The organism is Mogibacterium diversum (assembly GCF_938028775.1).
GTDB lineage: Bacteria > Bacillota > Clostridia > Peptostreptococcales > Anaerovoracaceae > Mogibacterium > Mogibacterium diversum_A.
Genome location: NZ_CALIZG010000024.1, coordinates 122,815 through 148,887, shown reverse-complemented (window position 1 = coordinate 148,887; position 26,073 = coordinate 122,815). Strand labels below are relative to the sequence as shown.

The 26,073-nt window shown below is 39.5% G+C and carries 28 protein-coding genes; 27 read left to right on the top strand and 1 reads right to left on the bottom strand.

Features of this window, described 5'->3' with window-relative positions:
• The first annotated feature begins 64 nt into the window (after nt 1-64).
• From arcC to proC, 19 genes are all read left to right on the top strand, one after another.
• Nucleotides 65-997 carry a carbamate kinase gene (gene arcC, locus Q7O90_RS07720; RefSeq protein ID WP_304129130.1) on the top strand — a complete coding sequence of 311 codons (933 nt, stop codon included), beginning with the start codon at nt 65-67 and terminating at the stop codon, nt 995-997.
• 52 nt (nt 998-1,049) lie between these two features.
• Nucleotides 1,050-2,660: an L-lactate permease gene (locus Q7O90_RS07715; RefSeq protein ID WP_304129128.1), complete on the top strand. Its 1,611-nt coding sequence runs from the start codon at nt 1,050-1,052 to the stop codon at nt 2,658-2,660.
• Between the two features lie 10 nt (nt 2,661-2,670).
• Nucleotides 2,671-2,880, top strand: coding sequence for a hypothetical protein (locus Q7O90_RS07710; protein WP_304129126.1), 210 nt, complete (start codon nt 2,671-2,673; stop codon nt 2,878-2,880).
• A 2-nt stretch (nt 2,881-2,882) separates the two neighbouring features.
• A complete protein-coding gene (locus tag Q7O90_RS07705) occupies nt 2,883-4,124 on the top strand; it encodes a M20 family metallo-hydrolase (protein WP_304129124.1) in 1,242 nt (413 codons plus the stop codon).
• Nucleotides 4,125-4,148: 24 nt separating this feature from the next.
• Complete coding sequence (locus Q7O90_RS07700) at nt 4,149-5,174, top strand: FadR/GntR family transcriptional regulator (RefSeq protein WP_297969632.1); 1,026 nt, start codon at nt 4,149-4,151, stop codon at nt 5,172-5,174.
• Between the two features lie 251 nt (nt 5,175-5,425).
• On the top strand, nt 5,426-6,262 hold the full coding sequence (locus Q7O90_RS07695; RefSeq protein WP_106057061.1) for a sulfide/dihydroorotate dehydrogenase-like FAD/NAD-binding protein: 837 nt from the start codon (nt 5,426-5,428) through the stop codon (nt 6,260-6,262).
• Between the two features lies 1 nt (nt 6,263).
• Nucleotides 6,264-7,667, top strand: a complete 1,404-nt coding sequence (gltA, locus tag Q7O90_RS07690; RefSeq protein WP_304129122.1) for an NADPH-dependent glutamate synthase — start codon at nt 6,264-6,266, stop codon at nt 7,665-7,667.
• A gap of 369 nt (nt 7,668-8,036) precedes the next feature.
• Nucleotides 8,037-9,224 carry a coenzyme F420-0:L-glutamate ligase gene (locus tag Q7O90_RS07685; protein WP_304129120.1) on the top strand — a complete coding sequence of 396 codons (1,188 nt, stop codon included), beginning with the start codon at nt 8,037-8,039 and terminating at the stop codon, nt 9,222-9,224.
• Nucleotides 9,225-9,370: 146 nt separating this feature from the next.
• Nucleotides 9,371-9,952: a TetR/AcrR family transcriptional regulator gene (locus tag Q7O90_RS07680; protein ID WP_298573295.1), complete on the top strand. Its 582-nt coding sequence runs from the start codon at nt 9,371-9,373 to the stop codon at nt 9,950-9,952.
• Between the two features lie 523 nt (nt 9,953-10,475).
• Entirely contained in the window at nt 10,476-10,778 is a 303-nt protein-coding gene (locus Q7O90_RS07675) for a hypothetical protein (protein WP_304129118.1), read from the top strand.
• Nucleotides 10,766-11,188, top strand: coding sequence for a hypothetical protein (locus Q7O90_RS07670; protein ID WP_304129116.1), 423 nt, complete (start codon nt 10,766-10,768; stop codon nt 11,186-11,188). The genes Q7O90_RS07675 and Q7O90_RS07670 overlap by 13 nt, the downstream gene beginning before the upstream one ends.
• 496 nt (nt 11,189-11,684) lie before the next feature.
• On the top strand, nt 11,685-11,948 hold the full coding sequence (locus Q7O90_RS07665; RefSeq protein WP_304129114.1) for a hypothetical protein: 264 nt from the start codon (nt 11,685-11,687) through the stop codon (nt 11,946-11,948).
• A gap of 74 nt (nt 11,949-12,022) precedes the next feature.
• Complete coding sequence (locus Q7O90_RS07660) at nt 12,023-12,454, top strand: hypothetical protein (protein ID WP_304129112.1); 432 nt, start codon at nt 12,023-12,025, stop codon at nt 12,452-12,454.
• Between the two features lie 143 nt (nt 12,455-12,597).
• Nucleotides 12,598-13,023 carry a hypothetical protein gene (locus Q7O90_RS07655; protein WP_304129110.1) on the top strand — a complete coding sequence of 142 codons (426 nt, stop codon included), beginning with the start codon at nt 12,598-12,600 and terminating at the stop codon, nt 13,021-13,023.
• Nucleotides 13,001-13,363: a hypothetical protein gene (locus Q7O90_RS07650; protein WP_304129108.1), complete on the top strand. Its 363-nt coding sequence runs from the start codon at nt 13,001-13,003 to the stop codon at nt 13,361-13,363. The genes Q7O90_RS07655 and Q7O90_RS07650 overlap by 23 nt, the downstream gene beginning before the upstream one ends.
• Nucleotides 13,356-13,775, top strand: coding sequence for a hypothetical protein (locus Q7O90_RS07645; protein WP_304129106.1), 420 nt, complete (start codon nt 13,356-13,358; stop codon nt 13,773-13,775). The genes Q7O90_RS07650 and Q7O90_RS07645 overlap by 8 nt, the downstream gene beginning before the upstream one ends.
• A gap of 403 nt (nt 13,776-14,178) precedes the next feature.
• A complete protein-coding gene (locus Q7O90_RS07640; RefSeq protein WP_304129104.1) occupies nt 14,179-15,087 on the top strand; it encodes a trans-4-hydroxy-L-proline dehydratase activase in 909 nt (302 codons plus the stop codon).
• 2 nt (nt 15,088-15,089) lie between these two features.
• A complete protein-coding gene (gene hypD / locus Q7O90_RS07635) occupies nt 15,090-17,465 on the top strand; it encodes a trans-4-hydroxy-L-proline dehydratase (protein WP_304129102.1) in 2,376 nt (791 codons plus the stop codon).
• A gap of 166 nt (nt 17,466-17,631) precedes the next feature.
• The gene (proC, locus tag Q7O90_RS07630; RefSeq protein ID WP_304129100.1) at nt 17,632-18,435 is read left to right on the top strand and encodes a pyrroline-5-carboxylate reductase; all 804 of its coding nucleotides are present in this window, start codon (nt 17,632-17,634) and stop codon (nt 18,433-18,435) included.
• Nucleotides 18,436-18,543: 108 nt separating this feature from the next.
• On the opposite strand, the gene Q7O90_RS07625 is transcribed toward proC, so the two are convergent.
• Nucleotides 18,544-19,302 carry an N-acetylmuramoyl-L-alanine amidase family protein gene (locus tag Q7O90_RS07625; RefSeq protein WP_304129099.1) on the bottom strand — a complete coding sequence of 253 codons (759 nt, stop codon included), beginning with the start codon at nt 19,300-19,302 and terminating at the stop codon, nt 18,544-18,546.
• Between the two features lie 158 nt (nt 19,303-19,460).
• Here Q7O90_RS07625 and Q7O90_RS07620 point away from each other — a divergent pair, with 158 nt between their 5' ends.
• The 8 genes from Q7O90_RS07620 (at nt 19,461) to Q7O90_RS07585 (ending at nt 26,025) form a co-directional block, all read left to right on the top strand.
• Nucleotides 19,461-20,978 (top strand): NAD(P)H-hydrate dehydratase, encoded by a 1,518-nt coding sequence (locus Q7O90_RS07620; protein ID WP_304129097.1) that lies wholly within the window; start codon nt 19,461-19,463, stop codon nt 20,976-20,978.
• A 169-nt stretch (nt 20,979-21,147) separates the two neighbouring features.
• Nucleotides 21,148-21,327, top strand: a complete 180-nt coding sequence (gene rpsU, locus Q7O90_RS07615) for a 30S ribosomal protein S21 (RefSeq protein ID WP_094234409.1) — start codon at nt 21,148-21,150, stop codon at nt 21,325-21,327.
• Nucleotides 21,328-21,346: 19 nt separating this feature from the next.
• Complete coding sequence (locus Q7O90_RS07610; protein ID WP_304129095.1) at nt 21,347-21,799, top strand: GatB/YqeY domain-containing protein; 453 nt, start codon at nt 21,347-21,349, stop codon at nt 21,797-21,799.
• Between the two features lie 144 nt (nt 21,800-21,943).
• A complete protein-coding gene (locus tag Q7O90_RS07605) occupies nt 21,944-22,945 on the top strand; it encodes a PhoH family protein (protein WP_273134489.1) in 1,002 nt (333 codons plus the stop codon).
• Nucleotides 22,942-23,469, top strand: coding sequence for an rRNA maturation RNase YbeY (ybeY, locus tag Q7O90_RS07600; protein ID WP_297969607.1), 528 nt, complete (start codon nt 22,942-22,944; stop codon nt 23,467-23,469). Before Q7O90_RS07605 ends, ybeY begins: the two co-directional genes overlap by 4 nt.
• A 95-nt stretch (nt 23,470-23,564) precedes the next feature.
• Nucleotides 23,565-24,464, top strand: a complete 900-nt coding sequence (gene era, locus Q7O90_RS07595; RefSeq protein ID WP_304129091.1) for a GTPase Era — start codon at nt 23,565-23,567, stop codon at nt 24,462-24,464.
• A 2-nt stretch (nt 24,465-24,466) separates the two neighbouring features.
• Complete coding sequence (gene recO, locus Q7O90_RS07590) at nt 24,467-25,237, top strand: DNA repair protein RecO (protein ID WP_304129088.1); 771 nt, start codon at nt 24,467-24,469, stop codon at nt 25,235-25,237.
• Between the two features lie 32 nt (nt 25,238-25,269).
• Nucleotides 25,270-26,025: a DUF4342 domain-containing protein gene (locus Q7O90_RS07585; protein WP_304129086.1), complete on the top strand. Its 756-nt coding sequence runs from the start codon at nt 25,270-25,272 to the stop codon at nt 26,023-26,025.
• Nucleotides 26,026-26,073: the final 48 nt, after the last annotated feature.

Genomic DNA, 26,073 nt, shown 5'->3' with positions numbered 1-26,073 from the left:
CAACGTAGCGGCCTGAGAAATCAGGTCGTTACTATTATTAGACGATATCAAGGGGGATATAAATATGGCAAAGAAGATTGTCATCGCACTAGGCGGAAACGCACTCGGTAACACAGTTGATGAGCAGCGTGAAGCTGTTGCTCATACTGCGAAAGTAATCGTTGATTTGATTGCTGAAGGTCATGACCTGATAGTCACACACGGGAATGGACCTCAGGTTGGAATGATTCAGAATGCAATGGATGCTCTTGCAGCTACACACCATGGATATGGTGCGGTTCCGCTACCTACAAGTGTTGCTATGTCACAGGGATACATTGCAATCGACCTTCAGAACGCAATAAAATACGAGCTAAAGAAGAGAGGAATGGATAAGAAGGTATCATCGATTATCTCACAGACACTCGTTGATCCTGCTGATGAAGCATTTAAGAATCCAACTAAACCGATTGGAAGCTTTATGACTAAGGAAGAAGCAGACAAGATTGTTGCACAGGGTGTCTCAGTAGTTGAAGACTCTGGCAGAGGTTACCGCAAGGTGGTTGCATCACCAATGCCATTAAGAATCTGCGAGCTAGGAACTATCAAAACACTTGCTGAAGCAGGTCATGTTGTAATCACTTGTGGAGGTGGCGGAATTCCAGTATTTGATGAAGGTGGTAAACTTGTTGGAGCAGAGGCTGTAATAGATAAAGATAACGCTTCGAGTCTTCTTGCAAGAGAGATTGGGGCTGATTATCTCGTAATCCTTACAGCTGTAGAAAAGGTTGCCATCAACTTCGGCAAGGAGAACCAGGAGTGGTTATCGGATCTTTCAATTGATAAGGCTAATCAGTACATTGCTGAGGAGCAGTTTGCAAAAGGTTCAATGCTACCTAAGGTTGAAGCGGCTATCCGCTTTGCAGAATCTGGAGAAGGCAGAAATGCGCTTATCACACTGCTAGAGAAAGCTAAAGAAGGTATAAACGGAGAGACGGGAACGGTTATTCACAAATAATTCATCCCGCATAAAATAATTGTCCGTATAATTCATAGGAGTTATTAAGAAAATGAACATACCTGTTAATTTTGCGATGTGGGGCATGGCTATCTTGCCAATCATCGTATTAATCGTATTAATGATCAAATTCCGCTGGGGTGCTACTGAAGCTGCTCCAGTTGGATTGATTGTAACAATTGTATCTGCAATGACGTTTTACAAAGCGCCAGCCAATCTTATTGCCGTTGAGAGTGCAAAAGGTGTATGGAGTTCTTTGGTAATACTCTTAATCATCTGGACCGCGATATTACTATATCAAGCAGGTCAAGAAGCGAACGCTTTTCTAGTAATAAAAAATGAGCTTAGCAAACTCATCCCAAATGAGCTACTGCTGATATTAGCTCTCGGTTGGGTGTTTGTAAGTTTCTTACAAGGAATTACTGGATTTGGGGTTCCGGTTGCAGTTGGAGCACCGCTATTAATAGGAATAGGTGTAAGACCGATATATGCTGTTGCAATCTCGCTTCTAGGTCAAGCATGGGGAAATACCTTTGGTACATTGGGAGCAGCGTGGGATGCACTTGCTGATTCTGCTGGAATTAAAGCTGGAAGTGATGAGTATTTTAAGGCAGCTTTTTGGGCAGCGGTATTTCTATTAGCGTGGAATCTTGTTACAGGTGTTATTATTTGCTGGTTCTATGGTAAAGGAAGAGCTGTTCGCAAGGCATTTCCCGCTGTTCTTATTCTGACACTTGTTGGAGGAGGCGGACAGCTAGTTTTGAGTCAGATTAATACGACGCTGAGTAACTTTATTCCTGCGGTTTTAGCTCTTGTTATAGTTATGCTTCTCGGTAGGATGAAGCTCTATAATACTGATTGGAAAATCGAAGAGTCTTCAATCATGGACAGAACAGAAAGAAGCGACAAAGCTGAAGGTGAAATTCCTGACATGACACTATTTCAGGCATTTCTTCCATATTTGCTTTTATCAGCTATGACGATTGCAGTTCTAGCTATAAAGCCTGTTAATGAAGCTCTTGGACATTTTAAAATAGGTATCACAGTTCCCGAAACACGTACGGGGTACGGAATTGTAAACATGAGCAGTGACAATTATTCGCCAATTGCGATATTTACACAGGCTAGCATGTTTCTTTTCCTCGCAGCCATAATAGCGCTCATTTACTATAAGAAGAAGGGTTGGATAAAGGAGGGGGGCATAAAGACTGCCTTTGCAAACTCTATCTCAATGACAATGCCTTCAGGTATGGCTGTAATCGGACTTGTAATAATGTCGAAGATTATGGGTGGCACTGGTCAGACAATAGTTCTATCGCAGGGAATTGCAAATGTACTCGGAAGCAAGTACCTACTACTTGCTCCGTTTGTTGGTCTTCTCGGAACATTTATGACGGCTAGCAACATGAGCTCAAATATATTATTTGGCGGATTCCAAGTTACTACTGCTAATCTACTGCATGTTTCTACTTCCGGCGTACTCGGTGCTCAGACTGCGGGTGGTGCTATTGGTGCTGCAGTTAGTCCAAGTAAAATTATTTTAGGCACGACTACAGCTAACATTCTCGGCAAAGAGGGTGAAGTGCTAAAGATTCTACTCGCTATAACAATTCCAGCAACGATATTAATCGGCGCTTTCTTGTTCGCAGTATTTGGAATATAGGAGGTGTGATATGGATAAAACAAATTTCTGGAAGACAAAGGCGGGTGCATTGACTATAGGTTTTATACTTGCAATGTTAAGCTTTATAATAATACTATTTGGAATTAAGATGAATTCTGAGACGGTCGAGAATTTCGGGCTGATTGTAGTAATCGTTGCAGTCTTAATCTCGCCTATAAAAGTTTTTATACTCGATAAGCGGAGTAAAAAGGAGGATTAAAGATGGAAATTGAAATGGTCACAGGAAGAATTGCTCAGAATCTAGAGCATCTAAAAAGATATACTTCCACACCTGACGCAGGATGCACTAGACTTCCGTTTACAAAAGAGACTCGAGAAGCAGTTGATTATCTCAGAAAAGAAATGGAAGAAATAGGTCTAGAGGTAAAGGAAGATGCTGCTGGTAATATATACGGAATTCTTAGAGGAACAGACCAAGCGCTTCCTTGTGTAATGACAGGATCACATATTGATTCAGTGCTTCATGGTGGAAACTATGATGGTATCGGTGGAGTTGTGTGCTCTTTGGAGGTTGCAAGACAGATTGTTGAGATGGGACTTGAACACAAGAGAGATCTTGTTGTAATCGGTTTCATGGATGAAGAAGGAATGAGGTTTGGTACCGGCTACTTTGGTTCAGGAGCTATTCTAGGACATAGAAATGCAGAATACACTAGACAGTTCTCCGATATAAACGGTGTCACTATAGCTGAGGCAATGAGAGAATATGGACTTGATCCTGATAAGGTTGAGGATGCTGCATGGCCAGAAGGATCAATTGGAAACTTCGTAGAGGCACATATTGAGCAGGGACCAGTACTGGATCAAAAAAATATTGAAATCGGATTAGTTACTGGAATTGTTGGTATTCAGAGATACATGGTTAAAGTGTATGGAAGAGCTGACCATGCTGGCACAACACCGATGGATATGAGGCTTGATGCAGCAGATGCAGCAGCAAAGGTAATATCCAAGATTGCTGATTGGGCTAGAGAAAAAGCGGACGGAACTGTTGCAACTGTTGGACTGATTAAGGTTCCCAATGGTGGAATGAATATCGTAGCTGAAGAGGTTGAATTTACTGTTGACATTCGTTCGATGAACAATGACAATATAAATGATATTGCAAATAGGATTAAAGCAGCATTAACACGTGAGTGCAAGATAATGGGCGGATCATTTAAGATTGATACAAAGCTTGTTATCACACCAGTTGAATTGAGCAAGAGCATGCTTGATAAGCTTGAGACCTCGTGTAAAACACATGGTTTCTCGTATATGAGAATGCCAAGTGGAGCAGGTCATGATTCCCTTGAAATTGGTCAGCAGCTACCTACTGTAATGGTGTTTGTGCCTAGTAGGGATGGAAGAAGTCACACACCAGTTGAATTCAGCAGATATAGCGACCTTGCTAAAGCTTCGGTACTGATGACGGACCTAATTGCAGATTTATTGAACAAGTAATATTAATAATGGATGGTGAAAGCTATGGTGGATGGTAGATATAATTCTGCCTTCAAAAGGAAAAACATTAGACAACTGAGACGTGCGCTAAAGATGACACAAAAGGAATTTATAGATTACTTTTTATCAAATAGCGACAATAAACCATCGATGAGCATTGCCACACTCTCCAACCTAGAATCAAGGGGAGGAGAGCGTGTCAATGAGGTTGTTAGCTCAGTATGTACAAAGCTCCAAATCGATACGATGTTATTCTCGCTGAGCACGGATGAATTTATCAAGGAGATAGAAAAATATCTTGCTGAGCATAAGGATAACGAAGAATTGGTGCGAGGTATAGAAAAGAAGGGCAGTATTAGCAAGCTAGTGAATAGGCTTACTATGTATTTTGCTGATGAAATGCTCGAAGGTAGGCTTAAGCGTGGAGATCAGATTGAATCTGATAGAGAGCTAGCTAGGAAGTTAGGTGTAGGGAGATCAGCAGTTAGAGAATCCCTAAAGGTGCTTGACGTGCTTGGAATGATTGATATCAGACTAGGGCAAGGAACTTATATTTCTAGTCGTGAAACTAACTTCTTCTCTATCCCATTATCTTGGTCCCTATTTCTTGATGGGGATCAAGTTGATAGTATCTTAACGGTAAGAACTATTCTTGAAATTAAATCAGCTGAACTTGCCGCACAATGCGAAAATCAGGTCAAGCTAAACAGATTAACCGATATCTATAATAAGATGGAGCATACATTTGCTAGTTATGATACCACGGATAATGTACAAGTTGCTCTCAAGGAAACGCTGGATGAAGACATCGATTTCCATACTTGCATTGCAGAATGTTCGGACAATCCAATAATTATATCTATGCTCAGAACAATCAGAAACTTCTTGCAGAGAGTAAGTGGTACAGGTATGGTTGAGCCGAAGCAGATATCTGCAGTTCTCGTGGAGCATAAAAACCTTTATGAGGCGATCATGTCACATGACCCTGATGAAGCCGCGAAGGCGATGAAAAATCACCTCAACGAATCGATCCTGCGTTACAATCTATAAATTAACTTGTATAAAGAATTGAATTAAAATTAGTGAAAATTGGTTGAAAACTAGCGTGAAGCTATGATAAAATATATTCAACCAATTTTTATTTATGTTGACACTATTAGATGTGAGTAGTATAAATATATGTAAGGCTTTATTAGTAGGGCTTTTAATATTATTTATTTTTTTCGTGCGAATGACTTAAGACACATATAAACTATTTTATATAACTATAGTCGTATTAACTTTTTTAATATGGAGGAAAAATGTACAAGATAGTTAGTAAAAAAATCTTGAACCCGGCACTTGGACTTATGGAGATTCATGCCCCATTTGTCGCTAGAAAGTGTGAGGCAGGTCAGTTCATCATTCTCAGAGTTGATGAGGATGGAGAGAGGATTCCTCTCACGATTGCCGATTTCGACAGAGATAAGGAAACTGTTACAATCATATATCAGAAGGTTGGATATTCCTCAAATCTGTTAGCAACCAAAGAAGAAGGGGATTATATTGAGGACTTTGTTGGACCGCTAGGTGTCCCATCACCTCTTAAATATACCGACAAAAAGATCATCGGCGTTGCTGGAGGGCTCGGTGCTGCACCAATTTATCCTCAGCTTAAGAAATTAGCGGAGATGGGCGTTAAGGTGGATGTTATTCTGGGCGGAAGATCTAAGGAATTTGTAATTCTTGAGGAGCAGTTTAGAGAATTCTGTGACAACATTTATGTCTGTACAGATGATGGTTCATACGGAGAAAAAGGCTTTGTTACAGTTGTGCTTCAGGAGCTTCTAGATAAAGGCGAAGAATACGAAGAATGCATTGCTATAGGGTCGCTAGGCATGATGAATGGTGTAGTTAATGTGACCAAGCCAGCAGGTCTTCATACAATGGTTTCGCTTAACCCTCTTATGATTGATGGTACAGGTATGTGCGGATGCTGTCGTGTAACAGTTGACGGTGAGATGAAGTTCGCATGTGTTGACGGACCAGACTTTGATGGATTTAAAGTAGATTTCAAGGAATGCATGGAGCGTCAGAACTTCTTCAAGGATAAGGAGAAGGAGATGAACGACCACGCATGTAAGATAGGAAGGGGTTAAGATGGCTATTAATAGAAATATGAGTCTTGAGAAGGTCAAGATGCCTGAACAGGATCCTAACGTAAGAAATAGAAACTTTGATGAAGTTGCACTTGGATATACTCCAGAGATGGCTATAGAAGAAGCTCAGAGATGTCTACATTGCAAGCACAAGCCTTGTGTAGGTGGATGTCCTGTAAATGTTCCAATTCCAGAGTTTATAGAGAAGGTTGCAGAAGGTGACTTCGATGCAGCATATGAAGTTATCACAAGAGAGAATGCACTTCCAGCAATTTGCGGACGAGTATGTCCACAGGAGGATCAGTGCGAGGGTAGGTGCGTTCGTGGTATCAAGGGAGAACCAGTTGGAATCGGCCGTATGGAAAGATTCGTTGCAGACTACCATATGGCTAAAGGTGATGCATCTGAACCAGTTGGTGAAAAGAATGGAATTAAGGTTGCAGTTATCGGCTGTGGCCCTTCCGGAATAACTTGTGCAGGAGAGCTTGCTAGAAGAGGTTATGAAGTAACTGTATTCGAAGCGCTTCATAAGCCAGGCGGGGTGCTAGTATACGGTATTCCTGAATTTAGACTTCCTAAGTCATTAGTGGCAAAGGAAATTGAAAATGTTGAGAAACTCGGTGTAAAAATTGATACAAATGTCATTGTAGGTAAGTCGATTACCGTTGATGAACTAATGGCTGATGGATATAAGGCTGTATTTATTGGAAGTGGAGCAGGATTACCTAAGTTCCTTAACATCCCTGGAGAGAATCTTCTCGGTGTTTATTCGGCTAATGAGTTCCTCACAAGAGTTAATCTTATGAAGTCCTTTAAGTTCCCAGAGGTTCCTACACCTGTTAAGGTTGGTAAGAAGGTAGCTGTAGTAGGAGCAGGAAATGTAGCTATGGATGCTGCAAGGACTGCGAAGAGACTAGGCGCTGACGAGGTGTATATCGTATACAGAAGAAGCGAAGCAGAGTGCCCAGCTAGACTTGAGGAGGTTCATCACGCTAAGGAAGAAGGAATTATCTTCAAGTTCCTCAATAATCCGTCTAAGATACTCGGAGATGAGAATGGACATGTAACAGGTATTGAAGTTGTTGAGCAGGAGCTAGGAGAGCCAGATGCATCTGGAAGACGTAGGCCAGTTCCTATCGAGGGTTCAAACTATGTCATCGATGTTGATTCGGTTATTATCTCTGTAGGAACAAGTCCAAATCCTCTGCTTAGAGCGACGACTCCAGGGCTTGATACACAGAGCTGGGGCGGAATCATAGTTGATGAGGCTACTATGGAGTCGAGCAAAGAATACGTATATGCAGGAGGAGACGCTGTAACTGGTGCGGCTACTGTAATCCTAGCTATGGGTGCTGGAAAGACTGCAGCAGCAGCGATAGATGAGAAGCTTAAGGCTAATAAATAAGCTATGTCCAGGTTCGAAAGAACCTACATATAGATACATTACCTCATACTTATGGATAATTGAGTACATGCTGATGTATAAGATTGTTCAGAAAACCCGCTAACGACCTTACCTGTTGGCGGGTATTTTTATGAAAATATCTAGCGATGAGTGTGTATAAATTATATTAGAATTCATTACAGTTCCCGTATTTTATCACGCTTATTTGGTAAAAAAGTTCGTAAATTTGGCTTATAAATGATTAAGAAAGCCAACATTAATGATAATTTTTCCAAATCTTTTATTAATTATTGAAATTTAAGTGTTTAACAGATAAGCTATATATGAGAAATAATGAAATCTAGAATACCTAGATAGATGGAGATGACAATGGAAAGAAAAGTAGGCACGATATCAAGAGGAATTAGATGTCCTATTATTCGTGAAGGCGATGATATCTCAAGTGTTGTGGTTAACTCTGTACTTGAAGCTGCAGAGGCTGAAGGGTATGAAATCAGGGACAGAGACATTGTTGCTGTAACAGAATCGGTAGTTGCTAGAAGTCAAGGCAACTACGCTAGCGTTGGGGCAATTGCAAAGGACGTTAAGGCTAAGCTTGGAAGTGATACGATTGGAGTAATTTTCCCAATTCTATCGAGAAATAGATTTGCGATTTGTCTACGCGGTATATCGATGGCTGCTAAGAAAATAGTTTTGATGCTTTCATTCCCAAGAGATGAAGTGGGTAATCAGCTTTTAACAGAGGATCAGCTTGATGAGGCAGGAATTGATCCTTATTCAAAGGTTATGTCTCTTGAGGAGTACCGTGAACTTTTCGGAGAAAATAAGCATCCATTTACAGGAGTAGATTACCTCGCGTACTACGGAGAGGTTATAGAAGCAGCTGGCGCTGAAGTGGAGATTGTTCTTGCTAATCATGCGACAGAGATTTTGAACTACACCGACAAAGTTATTAACTGTGACATTCACACTAGGAAGAGAACTCGCCGCATACTAAAGGACGCTGGTGCAACAGTGCTTGGTATGGATGAGATTCTAAATGCTCCAGTTGATGGCAGTGGCTTCAACAGCAAGTACGGACTTCTTGGCTCCAACAAGAGTACAGAAGACAGCGTGAAACTTTTCCCTGAGAGCTGCGAAGATGTTGTACTAGGTATCCAGAGGTCAATACTCGATAAAACAGGTAAGTGTGTAGAGGTCCTAGTATATGGTGACGGAGCATTTAAGGATCCGGTTGGTAAGATTTGGGAGCTCGCAGACCCTGTAGTATCACCAGCATACACACCTGGACTCGAGGGTACACCTAATGAACTTAAGCTCAAGTACTTAGCGGATAATGATTTTAAAGACTTAAGCGGAGAGGCACTAAGGGAGGCTATTTCTGCTAGAATCAAGGAGAAGGATGACAACCTTGTTGGCAAGATGGAGACAGAGGGAACTACACCTCGTAGACTGACTGACCTCATCGGTTCTCTTTGCGACCTAACAAGTGGTTCTGGTGATAAGGGAACTCCTGTAGTACACATTCAGGGCTATTTTGATAACTATACAAATTAATACTAGAAACTACAAAGGCTCGGATGTATCCGAGCCTTTTCATATAAGAAATACCTTTTGTATTATATGAAATTCGTGGCAAATCCCCTTTACCGATTGTGTAAAATCGAGTAGAATATACGCGGGTTAAAATGAAAGGAAGGAATATGGGAAAGAAACAAAGTCTCAAAGAACGAATTATAGAAGTGTCGTGGGAACTATTCGAAGAAAAGGGCTACGAAGCAACAACGATGAACGACATCATCGAGAAAGCGCAGGTGGCGAGAGGCTCTTTTTACTATTACTTTAAAGGGAAAGAGAGTTTGCTTGATACGCTCGCTACTGTTTTCGATAACAAGTATAGAGAAATTATGAAGGGAATCCCAGCGGACACTAGTGTGTTTGATACGCTGATGATCCTCAATTTTGAAACTCATACGTTTATTGAGAAGCATATCGATCATGAGCTTCTAGGCAATATGTATGCAAGTCAGCTAACCAATACTGCTGCTAGTAAGCTGCTCGACAAGGACAGATATTATTTTAAGCTCCTCGGTGAATTGCTCAAGCGAGGACAGGAAAACGGGGAGATAACTATAGAATTCAGTGTTCCTGAACTTGTTAATAATTACGTAATACTTGAGCGTGCACTCGTTTCTGACTGGTGCATGAAGAATGGTGCATTTTCGCTAGCTGAATATAGCAAGAAGTATATGCCACTATTCTTTGGGGAGTTTAGGGTGAAATAATATCTAGTTTTTAAATAGTAAACTTATTAAAGTTAGTAAACAATAGATGTTTTGAAGACGCCTTTTTAGGCGTCATTTTTATGTAATATATGGTTTGATGTAATGGAATCAAAAATCGAATAGTTAAATTTTATATAGGATTTTATATGCTCTGTTATTTAAAAATATATAATTAATACAATTAGATTGCATATTATGATAAAGTAATTGTAATTATGCATTAAGAGTTTAAATGAACGGTGTTACTTAAACACTATATTACAATTACTAGACTTGCATTTATTTGATATAAGACGTGGTATCGTAAAGGAGAGAGTATGAGTAAGAATATAAGTATAGACGATAGTTATGAAAAAAATCTGAATCGGACAAGCTAAATACCATAATGGATATTCAATCCATATTCATACCTATAGATATGAATATGGAGCTTGGGAATATGAAAATGGTGTTGCTCATAGTTCGACTAGAGCAGTAAACTTTACAAAAGACATTATAGTGCATACTTTCGGAAAAGGTATTGATGGGGGTAGTACAATATCATACAAGGGCATCGAAAAATTATATAAATGAGAATAACTTTATATTAAAACGATCAATGGCAAGGATAGGAATTGATGTTGCTCAAGATTTTATTCCTATACCAGGTCTATCTGTCGTTATGGATTTTGCTGAGGATATGAATAATAGTTATAAAAATAGAACTCTTGCAACAAATTTAACAAGAATTGAAGTGACAAAAACAACTGATTCATATATTACGCAGGTTAATGACGAATGTATTATAAAAGAGCTTAGCGAAGGAGGCTACAAGTGGATAGATTAAATAAAAGATTTACTTTAATTGTATTAGTTTCGATATTTGTATCCATTTATTCGTGCTACTCCATACTTAGAATGAGTAATGCTATATTTAATATAAAACTCTTAATCAAATTAGACATGAATATGTATTTATTGAGCCTTGACTGTCAAGTTTCAGAGTTTGAAATAATCAATGGAGAGATCATCTACAGTGTAAAAACGGGACGTAACACTAATGAGATTATAAAATATCTAAACAGTGAAGGTTATCACATATCAATTAAAGAAAAAAATAATAAAGCAAAACAGCTGATTGACTTTCAAAAATATTATCGTTCTAAAAAAAATATAAAGGGAATGGATAAATGGTTATATATTAGAGATAAGATACGTGAGGATATGACAGAAGCAGGATATCAGTGGATTTATTGAGTGGCAATATGGATAGTCACTTGTTATTTCTGGATGGGAGCATTAGAAGAATGGATAGGAAACAAAAGATATTGTTATGTCTGTTTTTGCTAGTAAATGTAATATGTATAACAGTTATGGTGCATCAGTATCTAGAATTGCAGACTGCTGAGAGAGTATTAGACAGTTTAAAAATCAAATAGGATCTAAGCTTAATAAGGATAGTACAATATTCCTTTTTAGAATGATGGCAAAAAATTAGTAAGGGATATATTCAAACATTATTTATGAATGAGGATATATCCGTCGTTTTTTAGTACTGCATTAATTCAAGTAGAGGATAAAATAAAAGTCGATAATGATACTATAAAAGAAATATATGATATCTCAAATATAATAAAAAGAAGCTTGTAGGAGAAGCCAAATATAGTATATATATGAAAATTTTAGAGAAAAGCCTTTAGCACGCAGAAGGTGGGGCTTCAAAGGTACTAATATTTCCAAGTATGATGAAACATTGATTGATAAATGTAATGATAACATTACAACAGAACGCGCCTATGATAGATGCAGGGAAATTGAAAATAGTGTTATTTTTGATTTGCATATGATTGAATCCTCTAATGTTGCTGAATTCAATACAAAATTTGTAAAATGTAAGAATACACAAATGATAATAGAACATATTAATAATTCTACAGGCAGCAATATAACAGTGAATGATATAGTTTATTCCCAGGATAAAGTCAGTGAAGTAATAGATAAGTATAAAAAAATATAAAAGACGGGAGATATCGGTATGGGTGCACTACAATATTATATTAAAGAAAAAATTGCATGAAGGGATGCTAAGCCATGGATGCATTAAAGAAAAAGAAAAATAATATTATAGTTTTAGTAGTAGTAAGTTCAATTTTTTTTACATTTGCAGCAAAACACTATCATGACCAATATAAAAAGGAAGAGCTAAACGTAATAAGAAAAAATGCCGAGATGAAACTCGTTTTTGATCTGGAAGTTGATGAGAATGACAATTGGAGCAAAGGTAGAAACACAGATACTGTTATAGAGGAATTTAACAAAAAAGGTTGCATAATAACATTTCAAGAAATACAAAGTGCAAAAGTTTTCTATAGCGATATAAAAGGAAACAATAAGGCGTTAGAAAGTAGAAAAAAGATTTTTGAAGCTATAAAAAAGTATAAAGAAGTCGAGAGTTTAGGAGATATTGGGAATGGTGCTTTACAAGACTATCTGGTTTCTCAGTTAGATTGGCAGACAAAATAAATTTTATACAAGGTTAATTTATTATTTATAAACCTATACGAAAATATAGGTGAAAATATGGGTAATCAAAATAATAAATTAATACTTGTTGAGGAAAGTGTGGATTCTGATGAAAAACTAAGATTATTTTTATAATACTAATTTTGATAAGTGTATGTGCTTCTTCAGTAATAATTGTAAAAGAGTATGGGGCACACAAAAAACAAAGCGAAAAATTAAAGGAAGAATGGAAAAATGAAAATTTTAAAATTAGCCGTGTTTTTGATTTAGATACTACTAAAAAAAATAATATACTTACTTGGCAAAAAGGAAGAAATACAGATGTAATCATAAGATATCTTAATGATGAAGGGTATTTGGTCACATATGAGGAAATTGAGAAAACAAAAGTTAAATTTGAAGATTGTGTAGATAATACAGAAGCTCAAAGGAACAGAAAGAAAATTATAAAGATGATTGACGATTATTGCGACAAAATGAATTTAAAAGTTCATAATGCTTATGAGTGTCACCTGACAATAATAGATGATATGAAAAAGAAAGGGTATGGTTGGGACTACGGATACTAAAAAAGTAATCTCTGTGGAAGCGATTGGGCTGTTTGCAGATACCGAGAAGAAAAATATGTCATCACTTCAGCTCTCTATGTATAACTTTATGATTAAAGTTGAATTAGCAACAACAGATTCATACGTCACTCAGGTTAATGATAAGTGCGTCATAAGACTTGAACCAAATACAGAAGCGATTATGATATATGTGGATAATAAAGACTATCCATTAAAAGGCTCAATGAAAGATAATATTGAAACTTTAAGAGAATGTGGTGAGCATGTAGGACTATATTCAACTGTGGAAGTTAGAGATGAAATTAAGAATCAATTAATAATGGGGGATATAAATGGATAAAAAAAATAGGTTCAATATAATTGTATTAGTTTCTATATTGGTATCTCTCTTTTCATGTTATTCTACGTATAAAATAAACATTGGGATAGCTAATTTAAAGTGGTTAATTCAAATGAAAATAAGTATGAACTTGAGAGTTGTTGATTGTAAACTAGTAGATTTTGATATAATCGATGACGACGCCACTTATAGTATCAAAAAGGGTCATAACACAAATGCAATTGTAGAATACCTTAATAGTGAAGGGTATGATATATCAATTAAGGAGACAGGTAATAAAGCGAAGGATCTGATTGAATTTCAAAAGGATTATCGTGCTAAAAACAAAATTAAAGAGCAACATAGCCCCTCGGATATTAGAGATAAAATTTGTAAGGATATGACAGAGGCAGGATATCAGTGGGAGTACTAACTAATATTGTGTGCAGATTGAATTTTGATAAAAGGGAGGTTTAAGAAAATGAGCACCAAGCGAAAAATTGTTTTATGTGTACTTTTACTTGTTAATATAGTATGTCTAGTATTTGTAGTGCGAAACTATCTAGAGTTGAAGAGCCTACATGAAGCACTGGACAGTATAGAAATCAACTAGAATTATAGATTAATAAGGATAGTATGCCACTTATTTTTATAAAGGTGGTATAAATAAACAAGGGATATATTCAAACATGATTTTATCAAGTGGAATGTATCCATCTTTTTTTGCAAAATTCCGAAAAATAATTAACAAAACAGATTGACAAGGTTTTATCACAATGATATGGTTATATTAAATTTAGAACGCAGTCTAAAAAATATTAAAGGGTGATTGAGACATGAAAGCAATTACTAACATCCAGAAGTTTTCAATACATGACGGAGACGGCATCAGAACTACCGTATTCTTTAAAGGCTGTCCGCTTCACTGCACTTGGTGTCATAATCCGGAGACACAGTGCTACAATCCAGAGGTTGAGTTCGACAGCGAGAAGTGCGTAGGGTGCGGTTCCTGCATAGGAGCTTGTCACGCTGAAGCAATCAGTATCGTAAACGGAAAGGCATTTACGGATTCTAACAAATGCAATCGCTGCGACAAGTGCGGCAAGATGTGTCCAAGCTCTGCTAGAAGGGTAATGGGCAAAGATTACGAACCAAAGGCACTTGTAAAAGAGCTGATGAAAGATCTCATGTTCTACGAAGAGTCGGGAGGTGGCGTAACACTCTCAGGCGGCGAAGTGATGATGATGGATATAGAATATCTGCTCGCTATAGCTAAGGAACTAAAACGCAATGGGATTTCGCTTTTTATCGATACATGCGGATATGTTCCATATGAGAGACTAAGCAAAATCCTTCCATACACAGATACGTTCTTATACGATCTCAAGTGCATGGATGATGAACTCCATAAGAAATACACTGGAGTTAGCAACGAGAAGATACTAGGCAATCTCGCAAGACTTTCTAAGGACGGAGCAAGGATCTACGTAAGAATCCCGGTTATCAAAGAAGTTAATGGTAATGAGAAAAACATGCAGGATACTATAAAATTCCTGCAAGATAACGGAATACATCCTGCTAAAATCAACCTTTTACCTTATCACGACGCAGGTGTTCCGAAGTATTCGAAGATTGGAATGGTGTATGAGGGTCGTGAACTGCATGCACCTTTCAAGGAAGAGATGGAAAAGTTCGCTGAACTATTTATAAAAGCTGGTTTTATTAACACCAAGATAGGAGGATAGCAATGGCAACACATGGTATGAATGAGAGGATTCAGAAGTTAAGAGATATAAGTGTAAATACACCGGTACACATCGATCTCGAAAGAGCTAAGATTGAGACAGACTTCTACAGAGAGAACGATGGAAAGTATTCAATCCCTGTAATGAGAGCTATGGTTCTCAAAGAGTATTTCTCCAAGAAGACGCTTTACTTTGGAGATGGAGAGCTTATCGTTGGTGAGAAAGGTAAGGACCCTCAGGCGTCACCTACATTTCCTGAACTATGCTGCCACAGTGAAGAAGATATGATTGTAATGAGCGACAGAAAGCTCGTTTCATTCCACACTACAGTAGAAGATAGAGAGCTTCAGAAGAAGGAAATCATCCCATTCTGGGAAGGCAGAACTATCCGAGAGAAAATCCTAGCATCGATGACGCCAGAGTGGCATGAGTGCTACGAAGCAGGTGTATTCACAGAGTTTATGGAGCAGAGAGGTCCTGGACACACTTGCGGTGGAGAGCAGGTATTCACTACTGGATACATGGATTATAAGGCTAAAATTAAGGAAACGATGGATAAGCTAGATTGGATGAACGATCCTGAAGCTTATGATAAGAACGAAGAACTAAAGGCTATGGATATCTGCTGCGACGCAGTAATCATCCTCGGTGAGAGATACCACAAGCTAGCGCTCGAGAAGGCTGAAGCAGAGACAAATCAAGTTAGAAAGGCTGAGATTTTGCAGATTGCTAAGAACCTCGAAGTCGTTCCTGCACACGCACCACAGACTTACTGGCAGGCAATCCAGCTATACTGGTTTACACACCTGGCAGTTACAACTGAGCTCAATCCATGGGATGCATTCAGCCCTGGCAGAATGGACCAGCACCTCATCAAGTACTATGAAGCAGATACTGAAGCGGGCATACTCGATGATGAGAAAGCTCTTGAGCTTCTAGAGTGCCTATGGGTTAAGTTCTATAATCAGCCAGCTCCAGTAAAGGTAGGAATTACACTCAAGGAGAGCGCAACATACACAGACTTCGCTAACATCAACACTGGTGGAGTTACGCCAACTGGAGAGAACGGTGTTAACGCAGTTAGCTATCTAATCCTTGACTGCATGGATGATATGAAGCTTGTACAGCCTAACTCAAACGTAACAATCAGTAAGAAGACTCCTCAGAGATTCCTAAGGAGAGCTTGTGAGATTTCAAGAAAGGGTTGGGGACAGCCAGCATTCTATAATACAGAAGCTCAGATTATGGAGCTGATAAATGCAGGGAAGACACTCGAAGATGCTCGTCGCGGCGGTTCTTCTGGATGTGTTGAGACTGGAGCATGGGGAAGTGAAGCATATATCCTTACAGGTTATATGAACATTCCTAAGATATTCCAGATGACACTGTTCAACGGATATGATCAGGTGTCTGGCAAGCAGCTAGGTCTAAAGCTAGGTTATGCTAAGGATTTTAAGAACTACGAGGAGTTATGGGATGCATTTAAGAAGCAGCTAGAGTACTTCGTAAACATCAAGATATACGGTAACAACATCATTGAGAGAATCTATGCTGAGTTCATGCCAGCACCTCTACTTTCTGTAGTAACTAACGATTGTATCTCAAATGCTAAGGACTACAATGCTGGTGGTGCTCGCTACAACACAAACTACATCCAGGGTGTGGGAATCGGAACAGTTACAGACTGCCTAACATCTGTTAAGTATAATGTATTTGATGAGAAGAACTTCACTATGGACGAGCTCATCGAAGCTATGGAGCACAACTTTGAAGGATACGACTATATCTATAGCCTCGTAACTGAGAAGACTCCTAAGTACGGAAATGATGATGACTATGCTGATGATGTTATGAAGCAGATCTTTGACCTATATCACGATACAATCGTTGGCAGACCAAATATGAAGGGCGGAAAGTACGGAATCGACATGCTGCCTACGACCTGCCACGTATACTTCGGTGATGTTATCCTTGCAACTCCAAATGGACGTAAGGCACATAAACCAGTATCTGAGGGAATTTCACCAGAGAAGGCTGCCGATGTAAACGGTCCTACAGCTGTAATCAAGTCCTGCGCTAAGATGGATCACCTCGCAACAAGTGGTACTCTTCTAAACCAGAAGTTTACACCTGATGTAGTGGCTGGTGAAGAGGGACTAGCTCACATGGCTGACCTTGTTCGTTCATACTTCGCTATGGATGGACACCACATTCAGTTCAATATTATAGATAGAGCAACTTTAATCGAGGCGCAGAAGAATCCTGAGGAATACAAGGATCTAATCGTAAGAGTAGCTGGATACAGCGACTTCTTCCGTAACCTCGATAAGCCGCTTCAGGATGAGATTATCAATAGAACTGAGCAATCCTTCAGCTAAGAGGGATAAACCGTGTATAGAAGCAATTTCGATGTATAATAAATACATGAAGCGACTATGCGCAGTGTATTCTAAATAATTACACCTTAACTGGATTGGCGTGAGACTGCGCCAATCCAGCTAATATCACTTTACTTATAGTATTTGCGTGCGTTAGGAGGCAGAAATGAAAATAGGCTTTATAGGCACAGGGGTTATGGCGAATGCGATGATGGGAGGTATCATCAGCGCTGGAGTCTGCAAACCTGAAGATATCATCGGTGCAGATCCAACTGAGTTTGGAAGAACTAAAACTAAGGAACAGAATGGAGTAGAGGTTACAGACAATAATCTAGATGTACTTGAAAAATGTGACTACGTATTCTTAACTGTAAAACCGCAGTATTATGCACCGGTAATCGAGGGAATAAAGGATCATGTAAAGGAAAATCACGTGTTCATCTCGATTGGAGCAGGTGTGACACTAGACTATCTTGGTAAAGCTTTCGGTGACAAAAACGTAAAACTCGTTCGCGTAATGCCAAATACACCAGCTCAGGTTGGTGAAGGCATGTCGGCAGCTTGCCCAAATGAGTTCGTAAGTGAAGAAGAAACTAAGACTACTCTTAGTATCCTGTCTGCCTTTGGAAAGGCTGAAATTATACCAGAAAATCTATTTGACGTAGTCACTGGAATTAGTGGCAGTGGACCAGCTTACGTATTCCTATTCATAGAGGCTCTTGCTGATGCGGCAGTGGTTGGAGGCATGCCTAGAAGACAGGCCTATGAATTCGCTGCACAGACAGTATATGGTGCGGCTAAGATGGTTATGGAAACTGGCAAGCATCCGGGTGAACTTAAGGATATGGTGTGCTCACCAGCAGGAACTACTATCGCGGCTGTTCGTACACTCGAAGCAAACAACTTCAGAAGCGCAGTAATCGAAGGTGCCAATGCAGCTACAGAGAAATCAGCGGCTATGAGAGGTTAGAGCTCGATTCACAAAAATATCTAGCTGGTACTAACATTGACATATAGATGCGTAGAATATCGTTGCATAAAAAAGAACTCGATTCAGCAGAATCGAGTTCTTTGCTTTCTATTTGTCTTTCTTAGACTTCTTATCTTTCTCGTAGTAATGAGAATAAGTCTTTTCAATCGCATCTGCTACGGCTTTTGCATTCCCTTTCAAGTTCTTGTCAAATAACTTGTTATCGTGCTTATTGCTGATAAAACCAATCTCAACTAGGCAAGAAGGCATTTTATTGATACTGAGTTCGTCGTACTCGTTGTTTTCGCTAACGAGTGTTCCTGAACGCACGCGTCTTTTCGCAAAGCCTTCATCGTGCAGCTGCTTCATAATCTGTTTGCCGAGATATCGGCTTTTGGGATTATCATCCTTTGGAAGAAAGACCTCTACACCTTGAGCTCTAGGATCTCCGGCTTTGTTTCTATGAATTGAGACCATAAGCTTGGCTTTTTTTCTGTTAGCCATTTTTCCAATTTTAATCCTCTCGGTAAAGCTATCATTCTCACGAGTTAGGTAGACCTTAAAATTTTTCTTGTTAAGTTCTTTTTTTATTTGTAGTGCTATACGAAGCGTATCGTCTTTTTCTTTTCGAGACTTGGTTTGAGAACCTGGGTCATGTCCACCATGACCAGGATCGATGAAAATTACTCCGCGATCAAGCTTTGGTGGGGCGAGTACGTCTCTATTACGGTATAGTCCGATCACAAAAAATAGAACTAAGAAGAGCGATATGAAAAATGTATATTTGCGCCTACGACGTCTGCGCATTTTCTTCTTTCGTTTGTCAGCGATAATGATATCGCGCATCTGCTGTTCTGTAAGTGCCAATTTCTTCTCCTGATTAGTTCTTAATATATTATAACTATGCTACTATATTGCATAAAATTTGTAAATATTGTACATTGTACTGTCTAGAATCATTGAAGGGAAACAATTTAAATGCTATAATTTATGCAAACTATGTCTTGATAGGAAGAGGGGTTTTTATGTATGCATTGACGGCGAAGGCTATGCGTTACATGGATGAATATACGATTGGCAAGGGGATACCAAGCGCAGTTCTTATGGAGAATGCTGCTGGGGGACTTGTTAATGAGATTATTTCTCGCTTTTCTGATAAAGACACCGAAGTGCTCGTAGTCGTTGGTCATGGCAACAATGGTGCAGATGGTCTCTGTGTGGCAAGATGGTTAATTCATTTGGGTTATGTTGTTAATGTCTACTTCGTTGGAGATAGAAGTAAGGTTTCGCGTGCGTTCACTGACCAACTAAGAATTTTAACATCTATGAGCAAATCCTTTAGGATGTATGGATTAGGATCTAGAGATGACCTCAAGATTCTGCAGCAGCGCTATGACGTGATTGTAGATGGGATCTTTGGAATCGGACTCAATAGGAGGTTCGGTGCTAACTTTGCAAAGTTTATCGAGTATCTCAACACGAAGTCAGGCTTCAAGGTTGCTATTGATGTTCCTTCAGGACTTAATGGCACGACTGGCGGCATTATGGATGCTGTGTTTAAGGCTGATCTCACAGTGACATTCGGAAACTACAAGACGGGAATGTTCTTCGGTGAAGGAAGAGTTGTATCAGGAGAAGTAAAATTAATAGATATCGGTATTATTAAATCGGGATACTCGTCGATTGATGATAAACTGTTTATATGCGATAAGAAGTTTTTAGAGGATACTAGACATCTTGCACTAATTCCTCGTGAAGAACGCTCGCACAAGGGGACATTCGGTTCCGTTGGAATTGTTGTTGGGCCTAACGCGATGATGGGCGCAAGTATGCTGGCTGCAAAAGCAGCATATAGATGTGGATGTGGCCTGGTTAAGATATTCTGCCCTAATAAGTACGTTGGGTATTTTAATGTTGCTATTCCGGAGGCAGTTGTCGTACCATATAAGAATGATGATATAATTGGTGCTATGACAGATTTTGCCGGTTCCGTTGATGTTGTCCTTATCGGACCTGGTCTAAAAGAAGATTCGACAGGTAGGATTCTCGTTAAGCAGCTGCTTGCAATGGAGATAAAGCTAGTAATCGATGCAGGCGCACTTAATATTATCGCACGAAATCTCAAACCTTTCCGCAAGAGAAGAGCTAGATGTGTCATAACCCCGCATGTTGGCGAGATGGCAAGGCTGTGCGATGAGGACATAAAGGTCGTTGATAAGAACAGAGTTGGATTTATTAAAAAGTTCTCACAGCACTATAATGTGAGTATGGTGGTGAAATCTGATGTGTCGCTGATATCGCTTTTGAACGGCAATGACCAGAGGTTGTTCCTTAATACGCTTGGCAATTCGGGCCTTGCTACTGCAGGTTCCGGAGACGTGCTTGCAGGCACTATCGCTTCGCTTATAGCACAAGGCAATAGTCTTAATAACAGCCTTTTGTACGGAGTTATGATTCATGGTAATGCTGCGGATAAGCTTGACACCGGTGAAGATGCTAGAAGAAAGATGATGGCCAGTGATATAGTGGATAATCTTTTTTAGGGATCTATAGGTAATTTGAATAATTGTGGAAGTCGCTTGCATAAAGTCTAGCCTAAAGTGGCTTCCGCTTTTTTATTTCTTGTACTAAGCGAGTGAAAATGTTATAATCAATCCGTTATGACGAAGCTTGTCCATAACACTCTGAAATGGCAGGAGGTGAATTAGTAATATGGCACAGGTTACCGTTAGAGAAAACGAGAGCTTGGAAAGCGCGCTCAAGAGATTTAAGAGATCTTGTGCACGTGATGGAGTAATGTCCGAACTCAGAAAGAGAGAGCATTACGAGAAGCCAAGCGTAAAGCGTAAGAAGAAGTCTGAAGCTGCCAGAAAGAAGGCAAGAAAGTTTTAAGTCTTAGGAGGTGAAGAGCGTGAGTTTGAAAGAACAGTTGATGGCTGATTATAAGACAGCTATGAAGGAACACGACGTCACCACCAAGGAGACCGTCAACCTCGTTAGAGCCGCTATTAAGCAGCACGAAGTAGATCAGAAGGTCGCACTTGAGGATGACGCCGACATCGTTCCAATCATCAAGAAGCAGCTCAAGATGCGTAGAGATGCGCTAGCTGATTTCGAGAAGGCTGGAAGGACAGACTTGTTAGATGGTTATAAGAAAGAAATAGAGGTTCTCGAGAGATATCTCCCTGAGGAGATGTCTGAAGAAGAAATCCTTGCTGCAGTTGAAAAGATTGCAGACGAAGAGGGTATAGAACGCAGCATGAAGAGCATGGGCGCTATGATGAAGGCGGCTATGGCTAGGTTACATGGCAAGGCTGATGGCTCTCTCGTATCTAAAATGGTTAAGGAATACCTCAGCAAATAACTATCAATATGTAACTAACAGGGCATACGCCCTGTTTTTTCTTTTTATCTCATTGAAATTACAAATGCTTGTTAAGTATCATTTCGTTGTAATAAGTAGTTAAAAAAGCTATAATAATAGTTAATATTTACAAAGGAAGAGTGCATGGATAATAGTAAAGATATAGTTAGATTTGAGATTCCAGAGGATATTAATAGAGAACAGCTTTTTGGCACACTTGATGCTAATATCAAGCAGGTCGAAAAGGCTACAGGCACGTCAATCGTAATGCGAGATGACGGGCTTTTTATTAAAGGAACGGAGAACCTGAAAGCTGCAAATATAATTAATAGAATGGTTGAGAATCTACGAGTTGAGCCAGAAATCGATGCGCGCAGGGTTAACTACCTGATTGATCTTGAACAGAAAGGCGAGAGTTTTGATGCTAGAGAGCAGGTAAATGATGTAATCTGCTACACGCATAGGGGGAAGCCGCTTAGGCCAAAGACTAAGGGGCAGAAACGATACATCGACACCATTCGAAGGAATGACATGGTTTTTGGCATCGGTCCAGCGGGTACAGGAAAAACGTATTTAGCATGTGCTCTTGCTGCTAATGCCCTTAAGAATAAAGAAGTAGAGAGGATAATATTGGCCAGACCTGCTGTAGAGGCGGGCGAAAGCCTCGGTTTCTTGCCAGGAGACCTTCAGGATAAGGTTGACCCATATCTTAGACCTCTATACGATGCTATATTTGAGATAGTTGGGCAAGAGACGGCTGCTAGGCTCAAGGAAAGTGGGGTTATCGAGGTTGTACCTCTAGCTTATATGAGAGGTCGTACACTTGACAATTCATTTATCATACTCGATGAAGCGCAGAATACTACGCGTGAACAGATGAAGATGTTTTTAACTCGTATGGGCTTCAATTCAAAAGTCGTTGTAACTGGAGACATTACGCAGATAGATTTACCGAAGGGCGCGGGGTCCGGTCTTGTTGAGGCAAAGCGTGTTCTATCTGGTGTGGAAGGCGTCGAATTCAGCTACTTAACTGAGGTGGACGTAGTTAGGCACGAGCTTGTTAAGCGGATTATAAAGGCTTATAGTGATTATGAAGACTCGAATAATTCCGGAACGAATGTCAGACGTGGTGGGAGTAAACGATGATTTTAGATATCAACTACAGTGATGCTATATATGGTGATGCTGATATAGATGAACGCATCGATAAAGATTTGATTCATGAGGCCGCAGTCTACCTAATATCCTCAGAGCTGCTCGGTGAGATGAGTGAAGAAGCGCTTGACAGAGCGTCGGAGTTGCCACTATACATTGGTGTGTCCCTTGTTTCAGAGGATGAAATAAAGGACATTAATAGAGATTTTCGTGGCATAGACAAGGTCACTGACGTGTTGTCATTTCCGCAGTTCGAAAGCACTGATGAAATTCTTGCGGAAATAGAAGGTGATGAGGCGCTCGTAGATATTCCGCTAGGTGATGTGGTTATTTGCCTTGACCAAGCAGAACGTCAATCGAAGGAGTATGGAACATCCATTAGACGCGAAGTTACATACCTCTTCGTGCACAGTATACTTCATCTGCTAGGATATGATCACATGGAGGAAGAAGATAAGTCATTGATGCGGGCACATGAAGAAAAAATCATGACGGCACTAGACATCTTAAGATAGGTGATTCTTTAATTAAGTTAATAAGCAGTAAGTTTCTGTGTTCTCAAAAACATAAGAGAACTGGAATTATTGCTATCAAAATGAATGGAGAACTAATGAAATCAGGTTTTATTGGAATAATCGGAAGACCTAACGCGGGGAAATCTACACTTCTTAATAATGTACTAGGTGAGAAAATTGCCATCACCTCGGACAAGCCACAGACGACGAGAAATAGAATTACGGGTATTTACACGGATCTCGAGTACGATGAGGGAAGTGGCATCCAGATGATTTTTCTGGACACACCTGGGATACATAAGCCTAAAAATAAACTGGGGGCAGCGATAAACGAGACTGCGGTTAACACTATGGGTGGGGTTGATGTGGTCTTACTTATCGTAGATGGGGCTAAGAAGTTCGGAAAGGGAGACCAGTATATTTTAGACATGCTAGCTCAGTCAGATAGCAAGAAACTGCTTGCAATCAACAAGATGGATTTACTTAGCCCTGAGGAATATCTTGAGCTTTATAATAGATATGATGAATGTGGACTATTCGATGAGATTTTTGGAATCTCGGCACTTCAGGACACTAACGTAGACAAACTCATGAAATGCCTAACGAAATACATGGCCGAAGGACCAATGTATTATCCTGAAGATATGGCGACTGATCATCCTGAAAGGTTCATAGTAAGCGAGATAATTAGAGAAAAACTACTGCAATATCTAGATCAAGAAGTACCACATGGAATCTTCGTTGAAATTGAGTCATATGAAGAGAAACCACACATCACGGAAATCGGTGCAGTCATATGCTGCGAGCGCACATCGCACAAGAGCATTATTATCGGTAAGGGCGGACGCAAACTCAAAGGTATTGGAAAGAGCGCAAGGGAAGAAATTGAATTGCTGCTTGGAACCAAGGTGTTTCTGTCGCTTTGGGTAAAGGTTAAAGAGCGGTGGCGTGATTCTGACAGGGTTATTAGAAATCTTGGATATAGGGATGAGTAAGAATGCTTATTAATACAGAAGGAATAGTGCTTCGTCAGAGCAAGATTGCCAATAACAGACGGATTATTACGCTTTTCACAAGGCGATACGGTAAAATAACTGCGGGGACAAGTATTAACGAGCGTGCTAAAGGAAGGGCGGCGCTTGCTATAAGACCTTTTACATATGCGGAATATGACATATTTAAAGGGCGAAACTATTTCAATATCAATAATGCGGATGTAAAGAAAAGCTATTACTCAATCGGCGAAGATATAGATAGATATATGGTTGCTTCAAAGCTTCTTGAGTATATAGATAAAACAACTGAAGAGGAACAGCTTAGGCCTAGACTTTTTGATTTATCAATTGAGTTCATGGAGTCAATCACCAATGCTAAGGGGAGTTACATGACACTCCTTTATGCGTTTGTTGTAAAGTCGCTATCGCTTAACGGCGTGATGCCAGAAATTAAGCAATGTGTGAGCTGTGGTAAGTCGCTTTCTGATATAAGAAAAGAGGGAAATGGCAAGGTAAAGTACTTTTCTGTGACTGGTGGTGGCATTATGTGTGAGGATTGCTACACAAGGCTTGATGCGCAAGATGTTTCGTTGATTTTCAAACCCGATTTTGATATAGTTGAAGTGTTAGATTACTTTGCAAAGAAGCCACTCTCGAGTTTTGAAAAGGTATCTCTCAAGCCCGCAGTGTTAAATGGATTGCAGAGAATTTTGTCTGAATACTTGAAGTATTATCTTGATGTTGATATTTTCGATAATGACATTAGCTTATAGAGTTAGTTGCAAAGTTAAAAAAGGAGGATGCTATGGAAATCACATTAGAAAAGATTGAATTAGTGAAAGACAGGACAGGGGTTAGCTATAGAGAAGCAAAGAGTGCTCTTGAAGAAGCTAATGGTAGTGTAGTCGATGCTATTATTCTCATTGAGGAGAATATGGGGACCGATGATTCAGCTGATGAAAATCTGTACGGCAATGAACTTTTCGCTCGTCTTAAGAAGACTGCTGAAAAGGGGAACATGTCACGAATCATCATCAAGAAAGGCGATGAAGTGCTCGTTAATCTACCGCTTACAGTTGGTATTTTAGGTGTTGTTATCGCACCTTGGGGAATGATACTAGGTCTAGTTGCTGCGGCAGGATTTAACTGCAATGTCGAGTTTGTAAATGACAAGGGAGAAGTTACAGATGTTAACGGCAAAGTTAAAGCTCAGTATAGCCGTGCAAAGAGTGCTGGCACCGAGACTGTAGATAAGATTAAAGATAGCGAGCTGTATAACGATATTAGAATCAAGGGACAGGATAAGTTTGAAGATTTAAAAGATAAGGGTCTCGATAAGTTTGATCAGGTTAAGAGCAATGTCAATCTCTCTGATTTAAAGCGCAAGGGCAGTGAGATTCTTAAGAAACGCAGCAAAGATGACGAATTTGATTTCTCTGAAAATGATATAGCTGATGATGTTGATGGATACTATGATTTGGATATTGAGAATCTAGGACCTGATCAGCCAGGAAATGTATTTGTTGACAATGAGGAAACTCATAAAGAAGATACAAAATAAGAGTTTGCGCTAAACTGCGCTAATCGTTAGAAATTTTTTAGATAGGAC

Bases quoted from the DNA above. Each gene is read 5' to 3' on its own strand.
- arcC (WP_304129130.1), top strand. From the start codon at position 65: ATGGCAAAGAAGATTGTCATCGCACTAGGCGGAAACGCACTCGGTAAC.
- Q7O90_RS07715 (WP_304129128.1), top strand. From the start codon at position 1,050: ATGAACATACCTGTTAATTTTGCGATGTGGGGCATGGCTATCTTGCCA.
- Q7O90_RS07710 (WP_304129126.1), top strand. From the start codon at position 2,671: ATGGATAAAACAAATTTCTGGAAGACAAAGGCGGGTGCATTGACTATA.
- Q7O90_RS07705 (WP_304129124.1), top strand. From the start codon at position 2,883: ATGGAAATTGAAATGGTCACAGGAAGAATTGCTCAGAATCTAGAGCAT.
- Q7O90_RS07700 (WP_297969632.1), top strand. From the start codon at position 4,149: ATGGTGGATGGTAGATATAATTCTGCCTTCAAAAGGAAAAACATTAGA.
- Q7O90_RS07695 (WP_106057061.1), top strand. From the start codon at position 5,426: ATGTACAAGATAGTTAGTAAAAAAATCTTGAACCCGGCACTTGGACTT.
- gltA (WP_304129122.1), top strand. From the start codon at position 6,264: ATGGCTATTAATAGAAATATGAGTCTTGAGAAGGTCAAGATGCCTGAA.
- Q7O90_RS07685 (WP_304129120.1), top strand. From the start codon at position 8,037: ATGGAAAGAAAAGTAGGCACGATATCAAGAGGAATTAGATGTCCTATT.
- Q7O90_RS07680 (WP_298573295.1), top strand. From the start codon at position 9,371: ATGGGAAAGAAACAAAGTCTCAAAGAACGAATTATAGAAGTGTCGTGG.
- Q7O90_RS07675 (WP_304129118.1), top strand. From the start codon at position 10,476: ATGGGGGTAGTACAATATCATACAAGGGCATCGAAAAATTATATAAAT.
- Q7O90_RS07660 (WP_304129112.1), top strand. From the start codon at position 12,023: ATGGATGCATTAAAGAAAAAGAAAAATAATATTATAGTTTTAGTAGTA.
- Q7O90_RS07650 (WP_304129108.1), top strand. From the start codon at position 13,001: ATGGTTGGGACTACGGATACTAAAAAAGTAATCTCTGTGGAAGCGATT.
- Q7O90_RS07645 (WP_304129106.1), top strand. From the start codon at position 13,356: ATGGATAAAAAAAATAGGTTCAATATAATTGTATTAGTTTCTATATTG.
- Q7O90_RS07640 (WP_304129104.1), top strand. From the start codon at position 14,179: ATGAAAGCAATTACTAACATCCAGAAGTTTTCAATACATGACGGAGAC.
- hypD (WP_304129102.1), top strand. From the start codon at position 15,090: ATGGCAACACATGGTATGAATGAGAGGATTCAGAAGTTAAGAGATATA.
- proC (WP_304129100.1), top strand. From the start codon at position 17,632: ATGAAAATAGGCTTTATAGGCACAGGGGTTATGGCGAATGCGATGATG.
- Q7O90_RS07620 (WP_304129097.1), top strand. From the start codon at position 19,461: ATGTATGCATTGACGGCGAAGGCTATGCGTTACATGGATGAATATACG.
- rpsU (WP_094234409.1), top strand. From the start codon at position 21,148: ATGGCACAGGTTACCGTTAGAGAAAACGAGAGCTTGGAAAGCGCGCTC.
- Q7O90_RS07605 (WP_273134489.1), top strand. From the start codon at position 21,944: ATGGATAATAGTAAAGATATAGTTAGATTTGAGATTCCAGAGGATATT.
- ybeY (WP_297969607.1), top strand. From the start codon at position 22,942: ATGATTTTAGATATCAACTACAGTGATGCTATATATGGTGATGCTGAT.
- era (WP_304129091.1), top strand. From the start codon at position 23,565: ATGAAATCAGGTTTTATTGGAATAATCGGAAGACCTAACGCGGGGAAA.
- recO (WP_304129088.1), top strand. From the start codon at position 24,467: ATGCTTATTAATACAGAAGGAATAGTGCTTCGTCAGAGCAAGATTGCC.
- Q7O90_RS07585 (WP_304129086.1), top strand. From the start codon at position 25,270: ATGGAAATCACATTAGAAAAGATTGAATTAGTGAAAGACAGGACAGGG.